At 68.3% G+C, this 23,778-nt stretch carries 18 protein-coding genes, 2 rRNA genes and 1 riboswitch; of the genes, 9 read left to right on the forward strand and 11 right to left on the reverse strand.

Annotated elements, in window-relative coordinates; genetic code table 11:
• Window position 1: 1 nt before the first annotated feature.
• Window positions 2-204: riboswitch (cyclic di-AMP (ydaO/yuaA leader) on the reverse strand.
• Window positions 205-464: 260 nt separating this feature from the next.
• Window positions 465-2,513: a hypothetical protein gene (locus ACKUU6_RS27090; RefSeq protein WP_407991185.1), complete on the forward strand. Its 2,049-nt coding sequence runs from the start codon at window positions 465-467 to the stop codon at window positions 2,511-2,513.
• 87 nt (window positions 2,514-2,600) lie between these two features.
• Here the strand turns inward: ACKUU6_RS27090 and ACKUU6_RS27095 are convergent, their stop codons facing one another.
• A complete protein-coding gene (locus tag ACKUU6_RS27095; RefSeq protein ID WP_407991187.1) occupies window positions 2,601-3,446 on the reverse strand; it encodes a sirohydrochlorin chelatase in 846 nt (281 codons plus the stop codon).
• Window positions 3,447-3,785: 339 nt separating this feature from the next.
• Between ACKUU6_RS27095 and ACKUU6_RS27100 the strand changes: the two genes are divergently transcribed.
• Window positions 3,786-4,022, forward strand: a complete 237-nt coding sequence (locus tag ACKUU6_RS27100; protein WP_407991188.1) for a DUF397 domain-containing protein — start codon at window positions 3,786-3,788, stop codon at window positions 4,020-4,022.
• Between the two features lie 84 nt (window positions 4,023-4,106).
• On the opposite strand, the gene ACKUU6_RS27105 is transcribed toward ACKUU6_RS27100, so the two are convergent.
• Window positions 4,107-4,667 carry an ATP-binding protein gene (locus ACKUU6_RS27105; RefSeq protein ID WP_407991189.1) on the reverse strand — a complete coding sequence of 187 codons (561 nt, stop codon included), beginning with the start codon at window positions 4,665-4,667 and terminating at the stop codon, window positions 4,107-4,109.
• A 415-nt stretch (window positions 4,668-5,082) separates the two neighbouring features.
• On the opposite strand from ACKUU6_RS27105, the gene ACKUU6_RS27110 reads away from it, so the two are divergent.
• Window positions 5,083-5,952 carry a helix-turn-helix domain-containing protein gene (locus ACKUU6_RS27110; RefSeq protein ID WP_407991190.1) on the forward strand — a complete coding sequence of 290 codons (870 nt, stop codon included), beginning with the start codon at window positions 5,083-5,085 and terminating at the stop codon, window positions 5,950-5,952.
• A 7-nt stretch (window positions 5,953-5,959) separates the two neighbouring features.
• Here ACKUU6_RS27110 and ACKUU6_RS27115 read toward each other — a convergent pair whose 3' ends face one another.
• Both ACKUU6_RS27115 and ACKUU6_RS27120 read right to left on the reverse strand, forming a co-directional pair.
• Window positions 5,960-6,610, reverse strand: coding sequence for a TetR/AcrR family transcriptional regulator (locus tag ACKUU6_RS27115; RefSeq protein ID WP_407991191.1), 651 nt, complete (start codon window positions 6,608-6,610; stop codon window positions 5,960-5,962).
• A gap of 147 nt (window positions 6,611-6,757) precedes the next feature.
• Complete coding sequence (locus tag ACKUU6_RS27120) at window positions 6,758-8,320, reverse strand: MFS transporter (RefSeq protein WP_407991192.1); 1,563 nt, start codon at window positions 8,318-8,320, stop codon at window positions 6,758-6,760.
• Between the two features lie 86 nt (window positions 8,321-8,406).
• Between ACKUU6_RS27120 and ACKUU6_RS27125 the strand changes: the two genes are divergently transcribed.
• Window positions 8,407-8,829 (forward strand): MarR family winged helix-turn-helix transcriptional regulator, encoded by a 423-nt coding sequence (locus ACKUU6_RS27125; protein ID WP_407991193.1) that lies wholly within the window; start codon window positions 8,407-8,409, stop codon window positions 8,827-8,829.
• Window positions 8,830-8,839: 10 nt separating this feature from the next.
• Here ACKUU6_RS27125 and ACKUU6_RS27130 read toward each other — a convergent pair whose 3' ends face one another.
• The 5 genes from ACKUU6_RS27130 to ACKUU6_RS27150 form a co-directional block, all read right to left on the reverse strand.
• Window positions 8,840-9,790 carry a M56 family metallopeptidase gene (locus ACKUU6_RS27130; RefSeq protein ID WP_407991194.1) on the reverse strand — a complete coding sequence of 317 codons (951 nt, stop codon included), beginning with the start codon at window positions 9,788-9,790 and terminating at the stop codon, window positions 8,840-8,842.
• A gap of 129 nt (window positions 9,791-9,919) precedes the next feature.
• Complete coding sequence (locus tag ACKUU6_RS27135) at window positions 9,920-10,447, reverse strand: DUF5134 domain-containing protein (RefSeq protein ID WP_407991195.1); 528 nt, start codon at window positions 10,445-10,447, stop codon at window positions 9,920-9,922.
• A 105-nt stretch (window positions 10,448-10,552) separates the two neighbouring features.
• The gene (locus ACKUU6_RS27140; protein WP_407991196.1) at window positions 10,553-11,332 is read right to left on the reverse strand and encodes an amino acid ABC transporter ATP-binding protein; all 780 of its coding nucleotides are present in this window, start codon (window positions 11,330-11,332) and stop codon (window positions 10,553-10,555) included.
• The gene (locus tag ACKUU6_RS27145; protein WP_407991197.1) at window positions 11,329-12,204 is read right to left on the reverse strand and encodes an amino acid ABC transporter permease; all 876 of its coding nucleotides are present in this window, start codon (window positions 12,202-12,204) and stop codon (window positions 11,329-11,331) included. Before ACKUU6_RS27145 ends, ACKUU6_RS27140 begins: the two co-directional genes overlap by 4 nt.
• Window positions 12,201-13,085, reverse strand: coding sequence for an ABC transporter substrate-binding protein (locus ACKUU6_RS27150; protein WP_407991198.1), 885 nt, complete (start codon window positions 13,083-13,085; stop codon window positions 12,201-12,203). The genes ACKUU6_RS27145 and ACKUU6_RS27150 overlap by 4 nt, the downstream gene beginning before the upstream one ends.
• A gap of 397 nt (window positions 13,086-13,482) precedes the next feature.
• On the opposite strand from ACKUU6_RS27150, the gene ACKUU6_RS27155 reads away from it, so the two are divergent.
• From ACKUU6_RS27155 to ACKUU6_RS27165, 3 genes are read left to right on the forward strand one after another with little or no spacing between them, the layout of a single operon-like run.
• Complete coding sequence (locus ACKUU6_RS27155; RefSeq protein WP_407991199.1) at window positions 13,483-14,898, forward strand: DUF6421 family protein; 1,416 nt, start codon at window positions 13,483-13,485, stop codon at window positions 14,896-14,898.
• Window positions 14,895-15,644, forward strand: coding sequence for an SDR family NAD(P)-dependent oxidoreductase (locus tag ACKUU6_RS27160; protein ID WP_407991200.1), 750 nt, complete (start codon window positions 14,895-14,897; stop codon window positions 15,642-15,644). Before ACKUU6_RS27155 ends, ACKUU6_RS27160 begins: the two co-directional genes overlap by 4 nt.
• The gene (locus ACKUU6_RS27165; RefSeq protein ID WP_407991201.1) at window positions 15,641-16,717 is read left to right on the forward strand and encodes a threonine aldolase family protein; all 1,077 of its coding nucleotides are present in this window, start codon (window positions 15,641-15,643) and stop codon (window positions 16,715-16,717) included. The genes ACKUU6_RS27160 and ACKUU6_RS27165 overlap by 4 nt, the downstream gene beginning before the upstream one ends.
• 43 nt (window positions 16,718-16,760) lie before the next feature.
• Here ACKUU6_RS27165 and ACKUU6_RS27170 read toward each other — a convergent pair whose 3' ends face one another.
• Both ACKUU6_RS27170 and ACKUU6_RS27175 read right to left on the reverse strand, forming a co-directional pair.
• Window positions 16,761-17,627 carry an NAD-dependent protein deacetylase gene (locus ACKUU6_RS27170; protein ID WP_407991202.1) on the reverse strand — a complete coding sequence of 289 codons (867 nt, stop codon included), beginning with the start codon at window positions 17,625-17,627 and terminating at the stop codon, window positions 16,761-16,763.
• Window positions 17,628-17,705: 78 nt separating this feature from the next.
• On the reverse strand, window positions 17,706-18,299 hold the full coding sequence (locus ACKUU6_RS27175; RefSeq protein WP_407991203.1) for a DUF4291 domain-containing protein: 594 nt from the start codon (window positions 18,297-18,299) through the stop codon (window positions 17,706-17,708).
• A gap of 519 nt (window positions 18,300-18,818) precedes the next feature.
• Here ACKUU6_RS27175 and ACKUU6_RS27180 point away from each other — a divergent pair.
• A 16S ribosomal RNA gene (locus tag ACKUU6_RS27180) occupies window positions 18,819-20,342 on the forward strand.
• A 280-nt stretch (window positions 20,343-20,622) separates the two neighbouring features.
• Window positions 20,623-23,744 (forward strand): 23S ribosomal RNA (locus ACKUU6_RS27185).
• The 16S and 23S rRNA genes sit together here, the layout of an rRNA operon.
• Window positions 23,745-23,778: the final 34 nt, after the last annotated feature.

Raw genomic sequence — 23,778 nt, forward strand, 5'->3', positions numbered from 1 at the left:
GCGTTCCTCTCCCACGCCTGCGAGGTGAGCTGTCGGATTCGGGCTGGAGTTGCCCGGTCGTGTGTGAGCACGACTTCACCCCAAGCCTGAAATCGGTCGAATCGGACCAATCGCAGGCGACTTACCTGTGGTTCCCCCGCCCCTGCCATGGTGCTTTGCTGCGCTGCCTGTTCACCCGGTGGCAGGACTCGGCGTTCCGGGTGAACTGGGTCCGTGTGGCCACGAACAGGGGAGCACGGTAGGCAGACTCAAGTTGAAACCGCAAACCTGTGTGAGGCTGATCAAGGTTTCTTTACGGAACCTCCATGAACCGGAAGCTGTCGTTCCGCTGACGGATTTCGATCGAATCTGATCAAAGCCCTTGCCACTCAAGGGACTTGCCTATGCTTCAGGCGAGGCGGCCGCGGATGCGGCCCGGGGGAGGGGTACGCGGCACCATGCGGCACGCGAAGGGACCCGGACCGGTGCCGGAAGATAACGACTCGGCAACGGCCGGGCGCAGGAAGGTACTCGGCTGGATCGCGGCCGGCACGGTGGTCGCCGCGATCGGGGTGGAGGAGCTGGTCCGGCGCACCGCCGACGCCCCTGACGGCGCCTCGGCTCTGCCGCCACCTCCTCCGGAGGCGTCCCATGCGCACGACGGGCAGTCGCCGTCCTCCCCGGCGTCCGCCTCGCCGTCGCCCTCCCCGGAGCCGAGCGCGCCGCCCCGGCCGTGGTCCGATCCGGCCGGATGGGGCGGCGCGCTGCCGAATCCCACCGCAGCCGTTCGGATCGCCGACCACGTGGTGCTGGACGGTGATGTGACCGTTGGTTCGTTGGTGATCGAAGCTTCCGGTTCGCTGACCTTCGCGGCCGACCGATCGGTGGTGCTCAGTTCGGCGGGCAACGTCGAGGTGAAGGGCAGCCTGACGCTGGCCCCGGCCGACGCCGCCCTGCACACCCTGCGCTTCCCGAATGTGGACGAACGCCGCTTTCAGGGCGGCGGGATGACGTTGGTGCCGTCCGACACCGGCCTCTGGGTCACCGGAGCGGGCTACCTGCGGCTGGACGGCGCCGCCAGGACGGCCTGGGTGCGCGCGGCCGGCGCACTCGAGGCCGGCGCCACCACGGTCACCCTCACCACCGCACCGACCGGCTGGCGCCCGGGCGACGAGCTCGCCATCACCCCGACCGGCGCGCCGGACGCCGACGGCTTCTCCGAGCGGTACGACCTGCGGACCATCGCCGCTATCAGCGGCAGCGCGGTGACCCTGGACGGCCCGCTCAGGCACCCGCACCCCCGGGTGGCGACCGGAGGGGGTGTCACCGTCGGGGCCGAGGTGCTGAATTTGACCCGTAATGTCCGAATCGAGGGCACCGAGAACGGCCGCGCCCACGTCCACCTGACCAGCTCACGCCCGTCCGACGTCCGGCATGCCGCCCTGCGCTGGCTGGGCCCTCGAGCGCCCGGCAAGGACCAGTGGAACGGCAAGCCGCTCACCGAGCCGGTGCTCGGCCGGTACGGGCTGCACTTCCACATGCTCGGCGACACCAGCCGGGGCACCGTGGTCGAGGGAGTCGTGGTCCGCGACACCGGCAGCCACGCGTTCGTCCCGCACGCCAGCCACGGCATCACCTTCCGCAGCTGCATCAGCCACCAGACCCGGGAGGACGCCTACTGGTGGGACGGGCCGCTGGACACCAGGACGCCGCAGGGCCCGTCCGACGACATCACGTACGACTCCTGCGTTGCCTCCCGGACGCTCTACGACCCCAACCCGCGCGGCTACCGGCTCACCGGGTTCAGTCTCGGCGCGGGTACCGGCGGTGTGGCCAGGGACTGCGTGGCGGTGGGCGTGCAGGGTGCGAACGGTGCCTCCGGCTACCACTGGCCGGAGACCAGTGAGGGCGTCTGGACCTTCGAACGCTGCCTGGCGCACAACAACCTGGAGAACGGCATCTTCGTCTGGCTCAACGCCCAACACCACCATGCGGTCGGCCAGTTCGTGGCCTACCACAACGGAGGATGGGGCATCGAGCACGGCGCCTACCTGAACGACTTCGACTACACCGGCAGCGTCCTGTACGGCAACGCGGGCGGGGGAGTGGCGCTGCACGCCCTCGGCCGGGACAAGGGCACGGTGCTGGACGGCCTGCTGATCGACGGGGCCGGCCAGTCGGATTTCGCGGTCTCCACCATGCACCACCAACTGCCGGGCGAGACCGTCCTGGTGACCCGCAGTCGGCTGATGGGCTATCGGAAGGCGGGCGTCGCGTTCCGCGCGGTGGACGGCGGGGCGCCTGAGGACGTCGCGGTGCTCGACTGCGAGTTCGGCGGCGCCGACCTCTGGTTCGACCCCGCCCTGCCCGAACCCAAGCGGATCGTCCTCCGACGGGCCGGCCAGTCCCAGGCCGTCGAGGTCCACCGCGACAACAGCCGCACCCCCACCACCGCCACCCCGGGCCCGCGCCCGGTCACGACCCCACAGGTGACCTTGCACGACGCGGCGGCCCGCACGGCGCGCCTCACCTGAGCGGAAGGGCTCGGGGAACGGCGACCTCGATGTCGTCGTCGTTCCCCGGGCCCCTGGCAGTGCAAGCTCAGGACCCCGCGAAGACGGCTACGCCTCGTCGGCGAGCGCGATCTCCAGAGCGGAGAGGTACGCCGAAGCGATCAGCTGCCCGAGCGCCGCGTAGGCGCCGAGCGGGGCCGCCCCCGGGCAGCCGGTCTCCTCCGCCGCCGTGGCCAGCAGCTCGGGGTCGGCCTCGGGGCCAATCACCAGCGGGGCCAGCGCGGGCCGGACCGACCCGGTGGCGCGGAGGTGCTCGACGGCGGCCAGCACCGAACCGGGCACGTCCAGGGCGGCGGGCACGACCGGCACCGCGAGCCGCGCAGCCAGCAGCACTCCGGTGATCCCGGCGGCGGCAGCCGCCTCCTCGCCGCCGGCGGTGGTGAGGACGACGCCGTCCGCAGCCGTGGCGATCGCGAACAGGCGGGCCCGGTCGGCCCGGGCGAGCCCGGCCTCGGAGAGCCGGACGTGGACGGCCTCGGCCAGCAGCGGGTGCGGGCCCAGCACGTCGGTGACGATGGCGCCGGTCTCGGCGGCCAGGCGGTGCAGCTCCGTCAGGGAGCCGTGCGGGCCGGGCAGCAGGGGCACCACGACGGGCGCGGGGAGCCCGGCCTCGGCGGCCTGCGCCAGCAGCCCGGCGATGGTCGGGTACTCCGGGTCGGTGCTTCCCAGGTACGCGGCGGCCGCCTCGATGCCCGGCTGCTCACCCCGGACGATCGAGAGGAGTTCCTCGACCACGGGGCGGGACTCCGGTCCGGCGGCGGCCGGGACGGCCAGCACCAACGACGGCGAACCCGCCGGGATCTCCGGCCGCTCGGGACGGCGGTGGCGCCCCCGCGCACGGGAGCCTGGGGTGCGGACGGGCAGTGGCGCGCCCGGGATGGCTGCTGTGCTCATGGCGGAGATCGTAGGACATCGGACGCACCGTCCCACAGTCGGCCCGCTCTCCGGACGGTGATCGGCGTCACAGTCCGAACGGAGTGACGATCCGTGAGACGGGCGGGCGAGCCGGCCAAGATCGACAACCCGGTGGAGTTCGAGTACGGGCAGTCATCGGTATGTCCACGAATCGCTCGGCTTTGTCCGCATACGTGAAGTCAACTCGGCCGTTCAGCATGGCGGGTGGAGGGATGATGCCCATTCGGTGCACGCGCAGACACCCGTGCTGATGCACGTGCACTGGAGCTATCATCACGTCAAGTGAGGCGAACGCCAGGCACGTCGGGGAGAATTCGAATGCAGAACACGTACAACGGCATGGCGGCTGCGGACCTCGAAGACGTGGTCTGGCAGAAGAGCCGGCACAGCAATTCCCAGGGAAACTGCGTGGAGTTCGCGGCGCTTCCCGGCGGCGACGTCGCGATGCGCAACTCCCGGTTCCCGGAGGGGCCGGCGCTCATCTACACCCGGGCGGAGATCACCGCCCTGCTGCTCGGTGCCAAGGACGGGGAGTTCGACCACCTGGCCGGTTGATCCGGCGTCACCCGGGGGGTGCATCAAAGGCCGTCGTGGAAATCACCGCGACGGCCTTCGTCATGTCTTCCCCCGGGGAGGGCCTCAGGCGGAGCGTCGGTGGCGCCCCGCGGCCTCGGCGTTCTCCGCCTCGAAGACCGCCCAGACGACCTTCCCCGCGCCGGCCAGCGGGTGCCAGCCCCAGGCCCGGCTGAACGAGTCCACCAGGTGCAGCCCCCGCCCGGACTCAGCGACGAAGTCGGGCTCCCTGGCCACCGGACCCCGGGTGCTCGGGTCGCTCACCGCGCAGACCAGCTGCGGGGAGCGGTGGACCAGGCTGATCCGGATCGGCAGGTGGGGCTCGACGGTCCGGTCCGGTCCGGGCTGGGCCGGCAGTCGGACCGTCTCGCCCGGCCTGACCGCCTCGGCGAGTATTCGGGCCGGCTCGGCCGCCGCGGCGTCGCAGCGGTTCTCCAGCGCGTGCCGGAGGGCGTTGGTCACCAACTCGGAGGCGACCAGCGCGACATCGTCGAAGAGTGCGCCCAGGCCCCAGCCGTGCAGCGTCGACCGGGCGAACTCCCGGGCGGTTCTGACGGCTTCGAAGCGGGGAGCGAGCGTGCAGGTGACCACGTGGGGGTCGACCGCGATGGCCGTACCGGTGCTCATGAAGAGCTCCTCCCATAAGGGGGCGGACACGGCTGGACCCGCCGGGGTCATGCCGGTCACCTCCGACTCGCTAGGCCGTACGGCCACCGCCTCGACCGACCAGACGCGCACACGGAGAACCGGCCGCGCGGGGGCGCGGCCGGATACGTGTGCGGGAACGCGTATGGGTTCGACGCGGTACCCGCAAGGGTGCCAGGGGCGTGCAGGTGCACGTGCACCATGGTCCTCTGCGCACACTGCGGATGCAAGAGTCGATTCACGTGCAGTCGTACTTTTGGCATATGCAAGCGTCGGATGCACGTGCATGATGGGGTCTGAGGCGGAGAACCGGAAGATCGTTCCGTCGGTACCGGCACCCAGAGCGCCCAACTGATGGCAGACTGTGCGCTGTTTGCCCACGGCGGAGGTTTACGGCATGACCACCACAGCTCAGCCCGGCGGCGGTTCGATGGTGCGCCGTATTCTGCTCGGTTCTCAGCTCCGTCGCCTCCGCGAGTCCCGCGGCATCACCCGGGAGGACGCCGGGTACCAGATCCGCGCCTCGGAGTCGAAGATCAGCCGGATGGAACTCGGCCGGGTCTCCTTCAAGGAGCGTGACGTCGCCGACCTCCTCAGCCTGTACGGCGTGGACGACGGCGGCGAGCGCGAGGCGCTGCTCGGGCTGGTCCGGGAGGCCAACAAGTCCGGCTGGTGGCACAGCTTCAACGACGTGCTGCCCGGCTGGTTCCAGACCTACGTGGGTCTGGAGGAGGCCGCCGCCCAGATCCGCACCTACGAGGTGCAGTTCATCCCCGGCCTGCTGCAGTGCGAGGAGTACGCCCGCGCGGTCTTCGGGCAGACCCGCCCGGTCATCTCCGACGCGGAGCTGGAGCGGCGGCTCAGCCTGCGGCTGCGGCGGCAGAAGCTGCTCGCCGAAGGGCCGAGCCCGAGGCTGTGGGCGGTCATCGACGAGGCGGCGCTGCGCCGCCCGGTCGGCGGCCCGAAGGTGATGCGGGCCCAGGTGCAGTACCTGCTCGACGTCTCGGAGCAGGCCAACGTGGTGATCCAGGTGATGCCGTTCCGGTTCGGGGCGCACGCCGGGGAGAGCGGCGCGTTCTCGATCCTGCGCTTCCCCGAACAGGACCTGGCCGACGTGGTCTACCTGGAGCAGCTCACCAGTGCGCTCTACCTCGACAAGCGCGATGACGTCGACGCCTACGTCCAGGTGATGGAGCGGCTCTGCGTCGACAGCCTCACCCCGGAGCAGACCAAGGACCTGCTCACCAGGATCCTGGCCGGGAACTGACCCGGCGTCACCTGACCCCCGCGGTCCTGACCGGCGGCTGCCAGCGCGGCGGTGCGACCGGCTGCGGCGGCACACCCAGCTCCCAGGCCAGGCCGTAGCGGAAGAACAGGTCGGCCCTGATCGGCGGCAGTGAGACCGAGGCGCCGGGCAGCAGCAGTCCGATGCAACCGCCCATCAGCGCACTGCGCAGCACCGCGTGCTCGGCGGCCGGATCGGCCGCACCCCACGCCTGCAGCAGGTCCTGCAGGATCGCGCCCAACTGCCGCTGCTCCGGGTCCTTGACGAAGGCACCGACGTCAGGGTCGAGGATCAGCGCCAGGTGCGAGCGCATCACCCGGGGGTGGTCGAGCGCCAGCCCGAGCACCGCGTCGATCGCCCTGGCCAGCCGGGCGTCCGGGTCGCTCCCGTCCGGCAGTTCGGCCAGCGCCCCGCTGAGTGCCAGGTGCATCATCCGGTGCGTGGCCGCCTGCATCAGCAGTCGTTTGCTCTCGAAGTAGTACGACAGCAGGCCCCGGGCGAGCCCCGCGCACTCGGCTATGTCGCCCAGTGTGGTCCCGGCGTATCCGTGCTGGTCGACCAGTTCGACCGTGGCCCGCATGATGCGGAGTCGGGAGCGTTGGCGCATTTCCTCGTTGACCGATTCCCCGCGAGGTGCCATCGTGTCTGCTCCGTACGTTGACTGGCTCCTGGCCAATATACTGGCAGGGCCGGTACGGGTTCCCTCTGGGGTACCCGAGTACGGAGACGGAGGCCGGCTCCACCAACACGGGGGTTTGGTGGAGCCGGCCTCCGCGCTGACGTGGCGTCAGTGCTGCGACAGGGCCTCGGCGTTGGCGCCGACGGCGGTCGCGGAGTAGTCGTAGTCGGGGACCGCCGCCGGCTGCTTCCCGGTGCGCTCCACGGCCACGCCCACCGCGGTGACCAGGAAGGCGACGAGGGAGATCCCGGTGATCACCAGCAGCGCCGGGCGGTAGCCGTCCAGTTGTGCGGCAGGGCTCTGCCCGCCGTTGCTGCCCGCGGTGATGACCGCGGTCGCGGCGGCCAGCACCAGGGCGCTGCCGACCTGGAAGGCGGTGTTCACCAGCCCGGAGGCCAAGCCCTGCTCGTCGTCCGAGACGCCGTTCGTGGCGGCGATGTTGACGGAGGGGAAGCCCAGCGCGAAGCCGATGCCGAGCAGGATCATGCTCGGCAGCACCAGGCCGACGAAGCTGCTGTGCTCGTCCAGCCGGAGGAAGAGCGCGTAGCCGAGGGTCAGCGAGAGCACGCCGCCCAGCATCAGCCGCCCGGTGCCGAACCGGTCCACGATGGCGCCCATCTTGGTGGCCGACAGGGCGACCAGCGCACCGGCGGGCAGGAAGGCCAGCGCCATCTCCAGTGCGGACCAGCCGAGCAGGCGCTGCAGGTAGAGGGTGGCGACGAACTGGAAGCCGGCGTAGCTGCCGAACAGCGCGAGTGCGGTCAGGTTGGCCCGGGCCACCCCGCCGTTGCGGAAGATGCCGAGCCGGACCAGCGGGTGCGCGGTGCGCTGCTCGATCACCAGGAAGGCGGCGGCCAGGGCGGCCACCACGACCAGCGACAGGATGGTCCGGGCGCTCGCCCAGCCGGCGCTCTGCGCCTCGGTGACGGTGAAGACCAGCAGCAGGAGCGAGCCGGTGCCGGTGATCGCGCCCGCGATGTCGTACCCGCCGGTGCCGCGCTCGGGGCGGGGCTGACGGGGCAGCAGGCGGAACGCGAAGACCAGCGCGATCAGCGCGACCGGGACGGGCATCAGGAAGGTGAAGCGCCAGCCGGCCGAGGTGAGCAGGCCGCTCAGCACCAGGCCGAGGGAGAAGCCGCTCGCGCCGGTGACGGTGTAGATGCTCAGGGCGCGGTTGCGGGCCGGGCCCTCGGCGAAGGTGGTGGTGATGATGGAGAGACCGGCCGGAGCGGTGAAGGCGGCCGCCACCCCCTTGACGAAGCGGGCCGCGATCAGCAGGCCGCCGTCGTCGACCAGGCCGCCCAGCAGCGAGGCGGCGGCGAAGACGGCGAGGGCGATCAGGAAGACCTCGCGGCGTCCGAGCAGGTCGGCCGCCCGGCCTCCGAGCAGGTCGGCCGCCCGGCCTCCGAGCAGCAGCAGGCCGCCGTAGCCGAGGACGTAGCCACTGACCACCCACTGGAGGGTGGAGGTGGAGAGGTGCAGGTCGTCACCGATCGAGGGCAGGGCGACGCCGACCATCGAGACGTCGAGGGCATCGAGGAACAGGGCGGCGCAGAGGACGATCAGGGTGCCCCAGAGGCGGGGGCTCCACGTGTGGTCACCGTGGACGGACGAGGCGTCAGAAGGGCTGGCGGGAAAGCTGGTTGCCGAAGGCTCTCGGGTTGTGGTCACGGGGAAGACAGTACATGCATGTGCAACCAATGCAAGTAAATAAAATGCACTCGCACTAAGTGCCGAGGCATGCTAACCTCGGGCACGTGTCAGAACTCGATGTCGCCGCCGACGAGGCGGCCCTGGTCGCAGGCTGGCGGGAGTTGTTGGCCCGTCACGCGGCCACCGCGTGCGCCATGGACCGTGAGCTCGGTGAGCTGAACGGTCTGGGCATGAGTGAGTTCGAGGTGCTGGAGCGGCTCTTCGAGGACGAGCAGGCGCTCGAGCACGGCAAGCTCCGCGTCCAGGACCTCGCGCACCAGGTGCACCTGAGCCAGAGCGCGTTGTCCCGGCTGATCGGGCGGCTGGAGAAGGCCGGGCTGGTCGAGCGGGCGATGTGCGCGGCGGACCGCCGCGGCATCTTCGTGACGCTCACGGAGTCCGGGCGGCAGCGGTACCTCGAGGCGCGTCCGGTGCACCGCGAGGTGCTCGCGCGGACGCTGTCCGGTCCCGGCTGCGCCGCCGAGTAGCCGGCCCTCGTCAGAGCAGCGCGTGCAGGCCGGGTGCCACGGCGAGCAGTACGGCCGCGGTCGGTGTGGCGAGTGCCGCCAGGGTGAGCCGCAGCCGGTGATGGACGGGCAGCCGGGGTGCCCCGAGCAGCAGCCGGTCCACCCGGTGCGGGGACTGTGCCAGCTGCTGCGGCGGGCAGGAGCCGAAGACCCCGCGGCCGTTGTTGATCTCGACCAGGGCCAGCGCCGTGGTCACCCGCCCGTGCCGCCGGGCGGCCCGGTCGTCGGCCGCCAGCTCCACCAACTCGCCCACCTGGTCCCGGAACGCGCTGAACACACCCACGCCGGGGAAGCCGCTGGCCAGCGCCTGCGCGGACTGCGCCAGCCAGTGGTGCCTGGCCCGGACGTGCCCCCGCTCGTGGCTGAGCACCGCCGCCAGCTCACGGTCGCTCAACTGTTGCAGCGCGCCCGTGGTGACCACCAGACGGGCGCCAGGGCCGGGCAGCGACCAGGCTTCGGGGCGGACGTTCTCCAGCACCACCAGCTGCTCGCCGGTCCGCCGGGGGAGCGCCAGGCCGCCCGGCAACTCCGGGGCCCGATCGGAGAGTTCGGCGAAGCGGCGGTCGCGCAGCGCACGGGCCGCCAGCACCTCCCGGCCGAGCGACCAGGCGGTCCAGACCCCGCCGGCCGCGAGCAGCGCGGCGGCCAGCCGGCCCCAGCCCTCGGAGCCCGCCAGGCCGTACGCCGCCTCGACGCCGTGCGGGGCGCCGGTGAAGAGCAGGTCGCGCAGCGCGGGGAGGGCGGCGGAGGAGGCCAGCAGCAGGCTGAGCAGGCAACAGAGCAGGACCGCGATCACCAGGCACTGCCAGGCGCAGAGCGCCAGGACGGGTTCGCGTTCGGCCCAGGACGCCCGGGCCAGCAGGCGGGGCGCGACGGTGGACAGCAGAACGCCGAGCAGCAGCAGACCGAACAGAGCCGTCATGGCAGGCGCTCCCCCAGGCGGGCACCGGCGCGACCGTGCGCCGTAGGTCCAACCTACGCGCTCGGCGGGTCTCTTAGGAACGCATTGTGCCGCGCCAGTGACCAAGCTCGCACCGCCCGCGAAGCCGCTTCACATGGTCAGCAGCATCGCGAACATCCCGACGCCCATCGCCGTCCGGCAGGCGCGGGAGACGTCGGCCGGCCCGGCGACGGTGACCCGGCCGCCGGCGGTCCGGCCGCCGGGGGCGGAGAGCAGCCGGCTGCCCGTCCAGAGGGTGTACCCGCCGAAGTAGAGCAGCAGGGCGCCGGTCACGGCCGGCAGCCCCGTCGAGCCGTGGTGGCCGGCCGGGGAGAGGCCCATGTACGCCATCGCCAGCGTTCCGACGCCGTGGTGCAGCCGGTGGGCCCGGGGGATGCCCGGCGCCAGGGCGCCGATCAGCAGGGCCAGCGCGAGCAACGCGAACAGCCACCCCCAGACGATGCCGGGCCTGAGTACCATCCCGGCCATTCCGAGGCCCATCAGCGCCTCGGCCGCGTCCGAGTCCCAGCTCTCGGGCCCGCAGCTGCCCCGGCCCGCCCGCAGCCGGTGCAGACCGTACCCGGCCGAGGCGGCGGCGAGGGCCGCGAGCAGCCAGCTGACCAGGACCGGACCGTGCACGGCGCCCCCTCCAGACCGGTGTGCCGGGACTCAAGGTCCACGATCACCGATCCGGCCCGGTGCCAGTAGGGCGCGAACGGGGGCGCACGGAGGTGTGACGGGCGGTCAACTCCCGGGTGCGAGCCGTCCGGAGGCGATGATCCGCTTCAGGAACTGCCTGGTCCGCTCCTCGGCCGGATCACCGAGCACCTGCTCCGGCGGCCCCTGTTCGAGCACCACTCCGCCGTCCAGGAAGCAGACCTGGTCGGCCACCTCGCGGGCGAAGCCCATCTCATGGGTGGAGAGCACCATGGTCATCCCCTGGTCCTTCAAGTCCCTTACCACCGAAAGAACTTCGCCGACCAGCTCGGGGTCGAGCGCGGCGGTGATCTCGTCCAGCAGCAGCAGTCGCGGCCCGGTGGCCAGCGCCCGGACGATGGCCACCCGCTGCTGCTGCCCGCCGGAGAGCCGGTCCGGGTACTCGCCGGCCTTGGCCGCCAGCCCGAGGCGGTCCAGCAGCTCCAGCGCGTGCGCCTCGGCCTCGGCCCTGGCCCTGCGGTGCACCCGGCGGGGCGCGAGCGTGACGTTCTGCAGCACGGTCAGGTGTGGGAACAGGTTGTACGCCTGGAAGACCACGCCAATCCGGCGCCGGACGGCGTCCTGGTCGGCCCGGGGTTCGGTGATCTCCTCGCCGTCCAGGAAGATCGCGCCGTCGTCGATCTCCTCCAGCAGGTTGGCGCAGCGCAGCAGGGTCGACTTGCCCGACCCCGAGGCCCCGATCAGAGCGGTGACCGAGTGGGCGGGCACCGTCAGGTCGACGTCGCGCAGCACCAGGTGGCCGCCGAACGACTTCCGGACCGCCTCCAGGCGGAGTACGGGCTCGGGGCCCGGCAGTTCACCGGTCATACGGCGCCCCCCTGGAGCTGACGGCGGTTCATCCGGTGGGTGACCCAGTCGGTGAACCGGGTCATCGGGATGGTGAGCACGATGAAGACCAGTGCGGCGACCAGGTAGGGCGTGTAGTTGAAGGTCCGAGAGGTGATGATCTTGGCGGCGAACACCGCGTCGATCACGCCGCCGATCGAGACCAGCCCGGTGTCCTTCTGCAGGCTGACCAGGTTGTTGAGCAGCGGCGGCACCACCCGCCGCACCGCCTGCGGCAGCACCACGTACCGCATCGACTGGGCATGGGTCAGCCCGAGCGAACGGGCCGCCGCCCGCTGGCTGGGGTGCACCGACTGGATGCCGGCCCGGAACACCTCGGAGACGTACGCCGAGTAGGTCAGCACCAGGGCGGCACCACCGAGCACCAGCGGGTCGGTGGTCACCCCGGTCAGCCGCAGTGCGGGTACGCCGGTGATCATGATGAGCAGGCAGATGATCATCGGCAGGCCGAGGAAGAAGTCCACGTACGCCGTCGCCAGCAGCCGGACCGGCAGGAACACCGGGCCGCGCAGCGTCCGCAGCACCGCCAGCAGCAGACCGAAGACCAGGATCAATGCCCCGCAGACCACCATCAGGGTGAGGTTGACCCACAGGCCCTTGAGCACCTCGGGCAGCGCCCGCCGGGCGTAGTGGGCGTTGAAGAAGGTCTCCCTGGTGCGCTCCCAGCCGGGGGAGTTGACCACCACCAGGTAGAGCACCAGGGCGGTGAGCCCGGTGCTCGCGGTGGCCACCAGCACCGAGCGGCGGGCCCGGCGGCGGCGGAACGCCTCCCGGGCCAACCGCCGCTCGGACGGCTGGTACGCCTTCGTCAACGGGCGGGTACCGGTGGTCACTTGAGTACCGGCGCGGAGACGGCGTCGGAGAGCCACTGCTGCTCCAGCTTGGCCAGCGTGCCGTCGGCACGCAGCGCGTCCACGGCCTGGGTGACGCAGGCGGTGAGCGCGCTGCCCTTGTCCAGCACCAGGCCGAACTGCTCGGCGCCTGCGCCGGAGGTGGCGAGCTGGCCGACCACCTTGGCATCGGTCACCTCGGCGCCGGTGATGTAGAAGGCCGTGGGCAGATCCAGCACCAGGGCGTCGATCTGACCGTTCTTCAGCGCGGCCTTGGCCAGGTCGTTGTCGTCGAAGACGGCGGGCTGGGTGCTCGGGCCGATCTGGTCGGTGACCGCGGCCAGGCTGGTGGTGCCGACCTGCGCGCCGAGCTTGACGCCCTTGAGGTCGGCCAGCCCCTTGGCATCCGCCGCCTTGGAGCCCTTGAGCGCCACCACGGCCTGCCGGACGTCGTAGTAGCCGGAGGAGAAGTCGACCGACTGCTTGCGCTCCTCGCTGACCGACACCTGGTTGATGTCGAAGTCGAAGTCCTTGGCACCCGGGGCGAAGGCCTTGTTGAACGGGCTGACCACCCAGCTCACCTTCGACCGGTCGTAGCCCAGCCGCTCGGCCACCGCGAAGGCCACGGCCGACTCGAAGCCCTTGCCGCTCGAAGGATTGTCCTCGGAGAACCAGGGGTCGTACGCGGGCTTGTCGGTGCCCACGGTCAGCGTGCCGGACTTCTTGGTCGCCAGCGCGCCCTGTCGGCAGCCGCCCGCCGCCGCACCGGAGGTCCCGCCCTCCTCCTGCGGCGCGCAGGCGGTGAGCAGCGCCGCCACCGTCAGCAGGGCGGCGAGCGGGGCGAGACGGGACGTACCAGGAAAGGTGGTCACGAGGGGCTCCATGGGGCAGAGGAGGTGAGTTTTGCCTGGAGGGAACTGCCCGGTGCGCACGGGGGCACTCCAGTGGCGGGGTGCCCGGGCAGCGGGCATGGTCGGCGTACGGCACCGACTCCGCGGTGCCCCCGACGAGGTGTCAGCGGCGGTGGCGACAACGGTCCGCGCGACAACAGGAGGGCACCCGGAGCAGGTCGAGGTGGCGGACCGCCACGGGGATCACCGCCGGGAGCATGGCGGGAGGTTCGCACCCCATCGGCGGAACTGTCCAGATCGTCCATCCAAGTGTCCGAATGGCGGACGCGGCGCCGTTCACGCCAGTGTCCCTGCGACCCCCCTTGAACAGGAGAACCTTTCGAATCTATGGTGGTCCTGTCGAAATAACTCCTGTCTAAGTGGGTCTCTGATGCAGAATCTTTCGCCCGGGCTGACTGTGGCGGCCGAACTCTCCGGAGTCACCCCGGCCGACCACGCGGCCCACCCCGCCTGGTTGCGGCTCAAGGAAGCCGTCGAGGCCCTGCGTCCGCTGCAGTCCAAGGACGGTTCCATCGACCTCTCCACCGTCCAGCGGTCCGCCGTGGACCCGCTGGTGGAGACCGTGCTCGGCGCGGTCGAGGAGCTCACCCCACTCTTTCCGCACTCCACCGCCTACCTGACGGCCGTCCTCGCCGATCTGCGCAAGTGGGCCGACACCGGTTACCGCGAGCCGGACTTCCTCGACTCGCTGCTGGCCTTCCAGCCCGCCGACCAGCGCGAGGACGGCCTGGAGCACCTGGTGGTCTTCCCGATGTACACCCAGAACGGGAACCCGGACCGCAACCTCGAAGCCGTCCTGCTCAAGGTGGTCTGGCCGGACTGGCTGGCCGAGCTGGAGCGCACCCGCTTCGACAACCCGATGTTCGTGCCGATCACCTTCACCGACTTCACCGCCGGGTACGACACCAACTCCGCCGTGCTCTTCCCTGAGACCGTCGCCGTGCGCCAGGCCCCCGAGCGCTTCACCTGGGGCGGCATCTTCTGCGACCGCGAGGCCGCCCGCTTCCGCGCCGTCACCACCAGCGCGGTCAAGCAGCTGAGCCTGGAGATCCCGGCCGACGCGGCCGAGCTGCTCACCGACCAGCAGCGCTCGCAGCAGACCTTCGTGCTCTGGGACCTGATCCACGACCGCACCCACAGCCACGGCGACCTGCCGTTCGACCCGTTCATGATTAAGCAGCGCAGCCCGTTCTGGATGTACGGCCTGGAGGAGCTCCGCTGTGACCTGACTGCCTTCAAGGAGGCCGTCCGCCTGGAGGCCGAGGGGTACGACCAGGGCCGCGACGTCCAGTACGCGATCCTGTTCGACCGGATGTTCCGCTTCCCGGTCAGCGGCGACCGGGTCCGCAACTATGACGGCATGGGCGGCCAGCTGCTCTTCGCGTACCTGCACAAGCACGACGCGCTGCGCTGGCGCGACAACCGGCTCTCGATCGACTGGGACCGGGTCGCCGAGGTCACCAACGCGCTCTGCGGCGAGATCGAGACCCTGTACCGGGACGGCATCGACCGGCCCAAGACCGCGCACTGGATCGCCGCCTACCAGCTGGTTTCGCGCTACCTCACCCCGCACCCGGCCTCCACCTGGGCCAAGGGCCCCGAGGCGCTGCCGCTCGGCACCGCAGAGGGCAAGGCCCTCAACAAGGCGCTGTGCGACGCCGTGCTGCCGGACGAGTTCCCGCTCAGCATGTTCTACGAGGCCCTGGCCAAGAAGCTCAGCGGCGTGATCGCCGCCACCACCGGCATCACCGGTGCCTCCGCCGACTCCCGGGGAGCCGCCGCGTGAGCGCCCGTCAGCTCGACGGCAAGGTCATCGCGGTGGCCGGCGCCACCGGCGCGGCCGGCCGCGCCGTCCTCCGCCGACTCGCCGCCGACGGCGCCACCGTGATCGCGGCGGGCAGCGACGCCCGGCGACTGGACGGGGTCATGGACGCCACCCGCGCCCAGGTCCCCGGCTCCCGGGTCAGCGGCCAGGTCATCGACCTGCTCGACCCGCAGGAGGTGCACGACTGGGCCGACCACCTGGAGGCCGAGCACGGACACGTCGACGGCGTCTTCCACCTGGTCGGCGGCTGGCGCGGCAGCAAGACCTTCTTCGACAGCCGGATCGACGACTGGGACTGGCTGCACGACCGGGTGGTGCGCACGCTCCAGCACACCTCGCTGGCCTTCCAGCCCGCCCTGGTCCGCAGCGCCGCCGGACGGTACGCGATGATCTCCGCCACGGCCGCCCACAAGCCCACCGCGGGCGGCGCCGCGTACGCCGCCGCCAAGGCCGCGAGCGAGGCGTGGACGCTCTCGATGGCCGACTCCTTCAAGAAGGAGACCACCGCGGCGGATGGCGTGCCGACCGCCGCGGCCACCATCCTGGTGATCAAGGCACTGGTCACCCCCGAGATGCGTACGGAGAAGCCCGAGGCCAAGTTCCCCGGCTTCACCGACACCGCCGACCTGGCCGACACCCTGGCGGGCCTCTGGGACCGCCCCGCAGCAGAACTGAACGGACAGCACCTGTGGTTGACAGCCCGATGACCGCCCCCGCCACCACCGATGCGGTCCGGCGGCACGACCCCGCCGTCCGCGGCTTCGCCAGCGACAACTACGCCGGCGTCCACCCGGAGATCCTGGCCGCGCTCGCGGTTGCCAACGGCGGCCACCAGGTCGCGTACGGCGAGGACCAGTACACCGAGCACCTCCAGGAGGTGTTCCGCAAGCACTTCGGCGAGCGCGCCGACGCGTACCCCGTCTTCAACGGCACCGGGGCCAACGTGGTCGCGCTCCAGGCGCTGCTGCCGCGCTGGGGCGCGGTGATCGCCGCCGAGTCCGCCCACATCAACGTGGACGAGTGCGGCGCCCCCGAGAAGATCGCGGGGCTCAAGCTGCTCACCGTCCCCACCCCCGACGGCAAGCTCACCCCCGAGCTGATCGACCTGCAGGCCTGGGGCTGGGGCGACGAGCACCGCGCCCAGCCGCTCGCCGTCTCGATCACCCAGAACACCGAACTGGGCACGGTCTACACGGCCGAGGAGATCAAGGCGATCTGCGACCACGCCCACGAGCACGGCATGCTGGTCCACCTCGACGGCTCCCGGATCGCCAACGCCGCCGCCGCGCTCGGGCTGCCGCTGCGCGCCTTCACCACGGACGCCGGGGTCGACGTGCTGTCGTTCGGCGGTACGAAGAACGGGCTGCTGCTCGGCGAGGCCGTGGTGGTGCTCAACCCGGAGAAGGTCAGGAACCTCAAGTTCCTCCGCAAGATGTCGATGCAGCTCGCCTCGAAGATGCGCTTCGTGTCCGTGCAGTTCGAGGCCCTGCTGAGCGGTGACCTCTGGCTGCGGAACGCCTCGCACTCCAACGCGATGGCGCAGCGGCTGGCGACGGCGGTCGAGGGCATCGACGGCGTCCAGCTGGTCCGGCCGGTGCAGGCCAACGCGGTGTTCGCGCTGCTCCCGCGCGAGGTCAGCGAGCGGCTGCAGAAGCGTTACCGGTTCTACTTCTGGAACGAGCAGACCGGCGAGGTGCGCTGGATGACCGCCTTCGACACCACCGAGGCGGACATCGACGCCTTCGCGGCGGCCATCGCGGAGGAGCTGGGGCGGGGCTGACGGCCTTCGGCCCAGGGTCGACGGCCTTCGGCTCAGGGCCGGGTCAGCGGAGCGGTAGGGGAGCCGTGCCGCTGACCCGGTCGGCCAGGTCGGTGAGGGCGGCACCGAGCGGCAACGCGATCCGGGCGACGGCCAGCTCGTCGCCCCGGGTCGGGCCCTGGTTCACGATCGCCACCGGCGTACCGTCCCGGGCGGCCCGGCGGACGAAGCGCAGCCCCGACATCACGGTCAGGGACGAGCCGAGGACCAGCAGCACCTGCCCGGCCGCCACCAGCTCGAAGCAACGCTCCACCCGGGGCTTGGGCACGCTCTCGCCGAAGAACACCACGTCCGGCTTGAGGACCCCGCCGCACTCCTCGCACGGCGCCACCCGGAACGACGCGACCAGCTCGTCGGGGAGGAGCGCGTCGCCGTCCGCCTGGGCGGTTGCCTGCCGGAAGTCCCCGTTCAGTTCGGTCAGCCGCCGGTCGAGCTCGGCGCGCGGGGTGAGGTGACGGCAGGTCAGGCAGACCACCCGGTCCAGCCCGCCGTGCAGCTCCACCGCCTGCCGGGTGCCGGCCGCCCGGTGCAGGCCGTCCACGTTCTGCGTGATCACCGCCGACACATGGCTCGAGCGGCGCAACCGCTCCACCGCCCGGTGCCCGGCGTTCGGCTCGGCCCGCGCGATGGTCCGCCACCCGGCGTGGCTACGCGCCCAGTAGCGGCGGCGGGCCTCCGGGCTCCCGGTGAACTCCTGGTACGTCATCGGTGAGCCGCGCCGCCGGCTCCCCGTCTCCCCCCGGTAGTCGGGGATGCCCGACTCAGTCGACAGCCCCGCGCCGCTCAGCACCACGACTCCCCGCCGGGCCACCAGCTCGGCGAGCGGTTCCAGCGCTGATTCCCGGTCCTCGGCGGTTACAGGGGTACCCATGCGGCCAGGGTAGACCGGGGACGACGAGGCGCCTGAGCGCGACTGCCGGTGCGGGTCGGGGTTTCGCGTGGCGGCAGGTCAGGCGAAGAGGTGTGCGAGAGCACCTTCTTCCACCGGGTACGGCTGCTCCTCGGGAAGCAGCTCGGAGGCTGCGGCCAGGTCTCCCGTGCGGACCAAGGCGTGCACCTGGTGTGCGAGCGGCGTCACGTCCGTGACGGACACCGTCCATTCGTCCGCGTACCGGGCTGCCGCCTCACCGCTGAGTCCGAGCTGCAGCGAACGGTAGGGGAGCGGCTGCAGGTGCAGATCGCGTTCGGGATCCCACTGGACCGTGGCGGGCGCCCGCCTGAGCTCGCGCTGCCAGGCGGCCCGGTCCGGGTGCAGGCCGCGCTCGTAGTGGGAGAGGCAGGCGTGCCGCAACCCCCACTCGAAGCCGGCCCTGGATATCTCGACCGCCAGCACGGTCTCCTGTCCCTCCTTCAGGCCCCACCCGGAGCGGTACATCATCCAGAGGAACGAGGGCTTGATCCAGGTCATCCGGTCGCGCTGCCATGCGGCGGGGAACCGGCCGTCGCGGGCGGCAGGCAGGCCGATCTCGGGACGGTAGGCCTGATAGACGGTGACCGTGGTCACCGAGCAGTGCGCGCGGATGCGCTGCTTGGGTTCATCCATGGCACGAGGATGAGGTCGGGCCGGAGGGGCGGGCCACTCGATTTCGGTGGCGGCCGGGCTCCGGGCAGATGGTCGTACAGGAGAAAAGTGCTGTTCAGAGGCGTGGTGAGCGTGGCTTCGGCCGGGCCGGAGGTGTTGGGCGGAGGCGATTTGCTTGTGGGGCGGCGATGCCCGTACAGTTCCGGAGTCGCACCGCGAGGGGCGAAGAAAAGCGAGTCGGGTGAATGAAACTCCGGAAAACGGAGCGGAAAACGTCTGATAAGCTCGGAACACGAAAGAACGAACGAAGCGCCCGGAGGGTCCGCCTGATAAGCGGCTCGAAGGAAGTGTCCGTTCCTTGAGAACTCAACAGCGTGCCAAAAGTCAACGCCAGATATGTTGACATCCCCGGCCTCACTTTGTGGGGTTGGAGATTCCTTTATGAAGTAAAACACTAGCGAGGACGCAGTGCGCGGGGCCGCCTATTCCGGTGGTTGCCGTGCCGCTCAACGCGAGTGGTTGCAGGATTACCTGCAGACATTCACGGAGAGTTTGATCCTGGCTCAGGACGAACGCTGGCGGCGTGCTTAACACATGCAAGTCGAACGATGAAGCTCTTCGGAGTGGATTAGTGGCGAACGGGTGAGTAACACGTGGGAAATCTGCCCTGCACTCTGGGACAAGCCTTGGAAACGAGGTCTAATACCGGATATGACCTTCCTCTGCATGGGGGTTGGTGGAAAGCTCCGGCGGTGCAGGATGATCCCGCGGCCTATCAGCTTGTTGGTGGGGTAATGGCCTACCAAGGCGACGACGGGTAGCCGGCCTGAGAGGGCGACCGGCCACACTGGGACTGAGACACGGCCCAGACTCCTACGGGAGGCAGCAGTGGGGAATATTGCACAATGGGCGAAAGCCTGATGCAGCGACGCCGCGTGAGGGATGACGGCCTTCGGGTTGTAAACCTCTTTCAGCAGGGAAGAAGCGCAAGTGACGGTACCTGCAGAAGAAGCACCGGCTAACTACGTGCCAGCAGCCGCGGTAATACGTAGGGTGCGAGCGTTGTCCGGAATTATTGGGCGTAAAGAGCTCGTAGGCGGCTTGTCGCGTCGGTTGTGAAAGCCCGGGGCTTAACCCCGGGTCTGCATTCGATACGGGCAGGCTTGAGTGTGGTAGGGGAGATCGGAATTCCTGGTGTAGCGGTGAAATGCGCAGATATCAGGAGGAACACCGGTGGCGAAGGCGGATCTCTGGGCCATTACTGACGCTGAGGAGCGAAAGCGTGGGGAGCGAACAGGATTAGATACCCTGGTAGTCCACGCCGTAAACGTTGGGAACTAGGTGTTGGCGACATTCCACGTCGTCGGTGCCGCAGCTAACGCATTAAGTTCCCCGCCTGGGGAGTACGGCCGCAAGGCTAAAACTCAAAGGAATTGACGGGGGCCCGCACAAGCAGCGGAGCATGTGGCTTAATTCGACGCAACGCGAAGAACCTTACCAAGGCTTGACATATACCGGAAACGGCTAGAGATAGTCGCCCCCTTGTGGTCGGTATACAGGTGGTGCATGGTTGTCGTCAGCTCGTGTCGTGAGATGTTGGGTTAAGTCCCGCAACGAGCGCAACCCTTGTTCTGTGTTGCCAGCATGCCTTTCGGGGTGATGGGGACTCACAGGAGACTGCCGGGGTCAACTCGGAGGAAGGTGGGGACGACGTCAAATCATCATGCCCCTTATGTCTTGGGCTGCACACGTGCTACAATGGTCGGTACAAAGGGCTGCGATGCCGCGAGGCGGAGCGAATCCCAAAAAGCCGGCCTCAGTTCGGATTGGGGTCTGCAACTCGACCCCATGAAGTTGGAGTTGCTAGTAATCGCAGATCAGCATGCTGCGGTGAATACGTTCCCGGGCCTTGTACACACCGCCCGTCACGTCACGAAAGTCGGTAACACCCGAAGCCGGTGGCCTAACCCGTAAGGGGAGGAGCCGTCGAAGGTGGGACCAGCGATTGGGACGAAGTCGTAACAAGGTAGCCGTACCGGAAGGTGCGGCTGGATCACCTCCTTTCTAAGGAGCACATAGCCAGACCGAGACGAATGCTCTCGGTTGGTTGCTCATGGGTGGAACGTTGACTATTCGGCACACACGGTTGAAGCCGTCAGTACTGTCCTTCGGGGCGTGGAACGCGGTGGATGGCGGGTGTGTCGGGCACGTTGTTGGGTCCTGAGGGAACGGCCGTGAGGCTGTTGCTTCAGTGCCGGTCCTACTTGAGGACATCCTGTCAGGGGTGCCGAGGGTGGGTGTCTGGTCGTTGTTTGAGAACTGCACAGTGGACGCGAGCATCTGTGGCCAAGTTTTTAAGGGCGCACGGTGGATGCCTTGGCACTAGGAACCGATGAAGGACGTGGGAGGCCACGATAGTCCCCGGGGAGCCGTCAACCAGGCTTTGATCCGGGGGTTTCCGAATGGGGAAACCCGGCAGTCGTCATGGGCTGTCACCCGCACCTGAACACATAGGGTGTGTGGAGGGAACGAGGGGAAGTGAAACATCTCAGTACCCTCAGGAAGAGAAAACAACCGTGATTCCGGGAGTAGTGGCGAGCGAAACCGGATGAGGCTAAACCGTTTTGGTGTGAGACCCGGCAGGGGTTGCCAGAGCGGGGTCGTGGGAAAGTTCTTGATTGGTCTGCCGGCCGGTCGGTGAGTCAGAAACCGTATGGATAGTCGAAGGACATGCGAAAGGTCCGGCGTAGAGGGTAAGACCCCCGTAGACGAAATCTGTGCGGCTCACTTGAGCTTCTCCCAAGTAGCACGGAGCCCGAGAAATTCCGTGTGAATCTGGCGGGACCACCCGCTAAGCCTAAATATTCCCTAGTGACCGATAGCGGATAGTACCGTGAGGGAATGGTGAAAAGTACCGCGGGAGCGGAGTGAAATAGTACCTGAAACCGTGTGCCTACAAGCCGTGGGAGCGTCGGACATGCAGCTTGCTGTGTGTCTCGTGACTGCGTGCCTTTTGAAGAATGAGCCTGCGAGTTTGCGGTGTGTAGCGAGGTTAACCCGTGTGGGGTAGCCGTAGCGAAAGCGAGTCCGAATAGGGCGGTACAGTTGCATGCCCAAGACCCGAAGCGGAGTGATCTAGCCATGGGCAGGTTGAAGCGGAGGTAAGACTTCGTGGAGGACCGAACCCACCAGGGTTGAAAACCTGGGGGATGACCTGTGGTTAGGGGTGAAAGGCCAATCAAACTCCGTGATAGCTGGTTCTCCCCGAAATGCATTTAGGTGCAGCGTCACGTGTTTCTTGCCGGAGGTAGAGCACTGGATAGGCGATGGGCCTCACCGGGTTACTGACCTTAGCCAAACTCCGAATGCCGGTAAGTGAGAGCGTGGCAGTGAGACTGTGGGGGATAAGCTCCATGGTCGAGAGGGAAACAGCCCAGAACACCGACTAAGGTCCCTAAGCGTGTGCTAAGTGGGAAAGGATGTGGAGTCGCAGAGACAACCAGGAGGTTGGCTTAGAAGCAGCCACCCTTGAAAGAGTGCGTAATAGCTCACTGGTCAAGTGATTCCGCGCCGACAATGTAGCGGGGCTCAAGTACACCACCGAAGTCGTGTCATTGCAGCAATACCCCCAACGGGGGCTGTGATGGGTAGGGGAGCGTCGTGTGCCGGGTGAAGCAGCGGAGGAATCCAGTTGTGGACGGTTCACGAGTGAGAATGCAGGCATGAGTAGCGATACAAGAGTGGGAAACTCTTGCGCCGATTGACCAAGGGTTCCTGGGTCAAGCTGATCTGCCCAGGGTAAGTCGGGACCTAAGGCGAGGCCGACAGGCGTAGTCGATGGACAACGGGTTGATATTCCCGTACCCGCTTTGAAGCGCCAACGTCGAACCTCTGAATGCTAAGCCCGTGAAGCCGGCCCGGAGTCTTCGGACAAAGGGACGTGGTGGAGCCGGTGACCCAACAGGGTAGTAGGTGAGCGATGGGGTGACGCAGGAAGGTAGTCCAGCCCGGGCGGTGGTTGTCCCGGGGTAAGGGTGTAGGCCGAGTGATAGGCAAATCCGTCACTCATTAAGGCTGAGACCTGATGCCGAGCCGATTGTGGTGAAGTGGATGATCCTATGCTGTCGAGAAAAGCCTCTAGCGAGTTTCATGGCGGCCCGTACCCCAAACCGACTCAGGTGGTCAGGTAGAGAATACCGAGGCGTTCGGGTGAACTATGGTTAAGGAACTCGGCAAAATGCCCCCGTAACTTCGGGAGAAGGGGGGCCGGAACTGGTGATGAGTCTTGCACTCTGAGCTGGGGCCGGCCGCAGAGACCAGCGAGAAGCGACTGTTTACTAAAAACACAGGTCCGTGCGAAGCCGTAAGGCGATGTATACGGACTGACGCCTGCCCGGTGCTGGAACGTTAAGGGGACCGGTTAGTCAATCTTCGGGTTGGCGAAGCTGAGAACTTAAGCGCCAGTAAACGGCGGTGGTAACTATAACCATCCTAAGGTAGCGAAATTCCTTGTCGGGTAAGTTCCGACCTGCACGAATGGCGTAACGACTTCTCGACTGTCTCAACCATAGGCCCGGTGAAATTGCATTACGAGTAAAGATGCTCGTTTCGCGCAGCAGGACGGAAAGACCCCGGGACCTTTACTATAGCTTGATATTGGTGTTCGGTTCGGCTTGTGTAGGATAGGTGGGAGACTTTGAAGCGGCAACGCCAGTTGTCGTGGAGTCGTCGTTGAAATACCACTCTGGTCGTGCTGGATGTCTAACCTGGGTCCGTGATCCGGATCAGGGACAGTGTCTGGTGGGTAGTTTAACTGGGGCGGTTGCCTCCTAAAGAGTAACGGAGGCGCCCAAAGGTTCCCTCAGCCTGGTTGGCAATCAGGTGTTGAGTGTAAGTGCACAAGGGAGCTTGACTGTGAGACCGACGGGTCGAGCAGGGACGAAAGTCGGGACTAGTGATCCGGCGGTGGCTTGTGGAAGCGCCGTCGCTCAACGGATAAAAGGTACCCCGGGGATAACAGGCTGATCTTCCCCAAGAGTCCATATCGACGGGATGGTTTGGCACCTCGATGTCGGCTCGTCGCATCCTGGGGCTGGAGTAGGTCCCAAGGGTTGGGCTGTTCGCCCATTAAAGCGGTACGCGAGCTGGGTTTAGAACGTCGTGAGACAGTTCGGTCCCTATCCGCTGTGCGCGTAGGAATATTGAGAAGGGCTGTCCCTAGTACGAGAGGACCGGGACGGACGAACCTCTGGTGTGCCAGTTGTTCTGCCAAGGGCATGGCTGGTTGGCTACGTTCGGGAGGGATAACCGCTGAAAGCATCTAAGCGGGAAGCCTGCTTCGAGATGAATATTCCCACCTCCTTGAGAGGGTAAGGCTCCCAGTAGACGACTGGGTTGATAGGCCGGATGTGGAAGCCCTGTAAGGGGTGGAGCTGACCGGTACTAATAGGCCGAGGGCTTGTCCTCAGTTGCTCGCGTCCACTGTGTTGTTCTGAAACAA

The organism is Kitasatospora sp. CMC57 (genome assembly GCF_045866025.2).
GTDB lineage: Bacteria > Actinomycetota > Actinomycetes > Streptomycetales > Streptomycetaceae > Kitasatospora.

What these genes read in the sequence shown, in the direction of transcription:
- ACKUU6_RS27095 (WP_407991187.1), bottom strand. Translation starts at nt 3,446, where the DNA reads ATGAGCACAGCAGCCATCCCGGGCGCGCCACTGCCCGTCCGCACCCCA.
- ACKUU6_RS27100 (WP_407991188.1), top strand. Translation starts at nt 3,786, where the DNA reads ATGCAGAACACGTACAACGGCATGGCGGCTGCGGACCTCGAAGACGTG.
- ACKUU6_RS27105 (WP_407991189.1), bottom strand. Translation starts at nt 4,667, where the DNA reads ATGAGCACCGGTACGGCCATCGCGGTCGACCCCCACGTGGTCACCTGC.
- ACKUU6_RS27110 (WP_407991190.1), top strand. Translation starts at nt 5,083, where the DNA reads ATGACCACCACAGCTCAGCCCGGCGGCGGTTCGATGGTGCGCCGTATT.
- ACKUU6_RS27115 (WP_407991191.1), bottom strand. Translation starts at nt 6,610, where the DNA reads ATGGCACCTCGCGGGGAATCGGTCAACGAGGAAATGCGCCAACGCTCC.
- ACKUU6_RS27130 (WP_407991194.1), bottom strand. Translation starts at nt 9,790, where the DNA reads ATGACGGCTCTGTTCGGTCTGCTGCTGCTCGGCGTTCTGCTGTCCACC.
- ACKUU6_RS27140 (WP_407991196.1), bottom strand. Translation starts at nt 11,332, where the DNA reads ATGACCGGTGAACTGCCGGGCCCCGAGCCCGTACTCCGCCTGGAGGCG.
- ACKUU6_RS27150 (WP_407991198.1), bottom strand. Translation starts at nt 13,085, where the DNA reads ATGGAGCCCCTCGTGACCACCTTTCCTGGTACGTCCCGTCTCGCCCCG.
- ACKUU6_RS27155 (WP_407991199.1), top strand. Translation starts at nt 13,483, where the DNA reads ATGCAGAATCTTTCGCCCGGGCTGACTGTGGCGGCCGAACTCTCCGGA.
- ACKUU6_RS27165 (WP_407991201.1), top strand. Translation starts at nt 15,641, where the DNA reads ATGACCGCCCCCGCCACCACCGATGCGGTCCGGCGGCACGACCCCGCC.
- ACKUU6_RS27170 (WP_407991202.1), bottom strand. Translation starts at nt 17,627, where the DNA reads ATGGGTACCCCTGTAACCGCCGAGGACCGGGAATCAGCGCTGGAACCG.
- ACKUU6_RS27175 (WP_407991203.1), bottom strand. Translation starts at nt 18,299, where the DNA reads ATGGATGAACCCAAGCAGCGCATCCGCGCGCACTGCTCGGTGACCACG.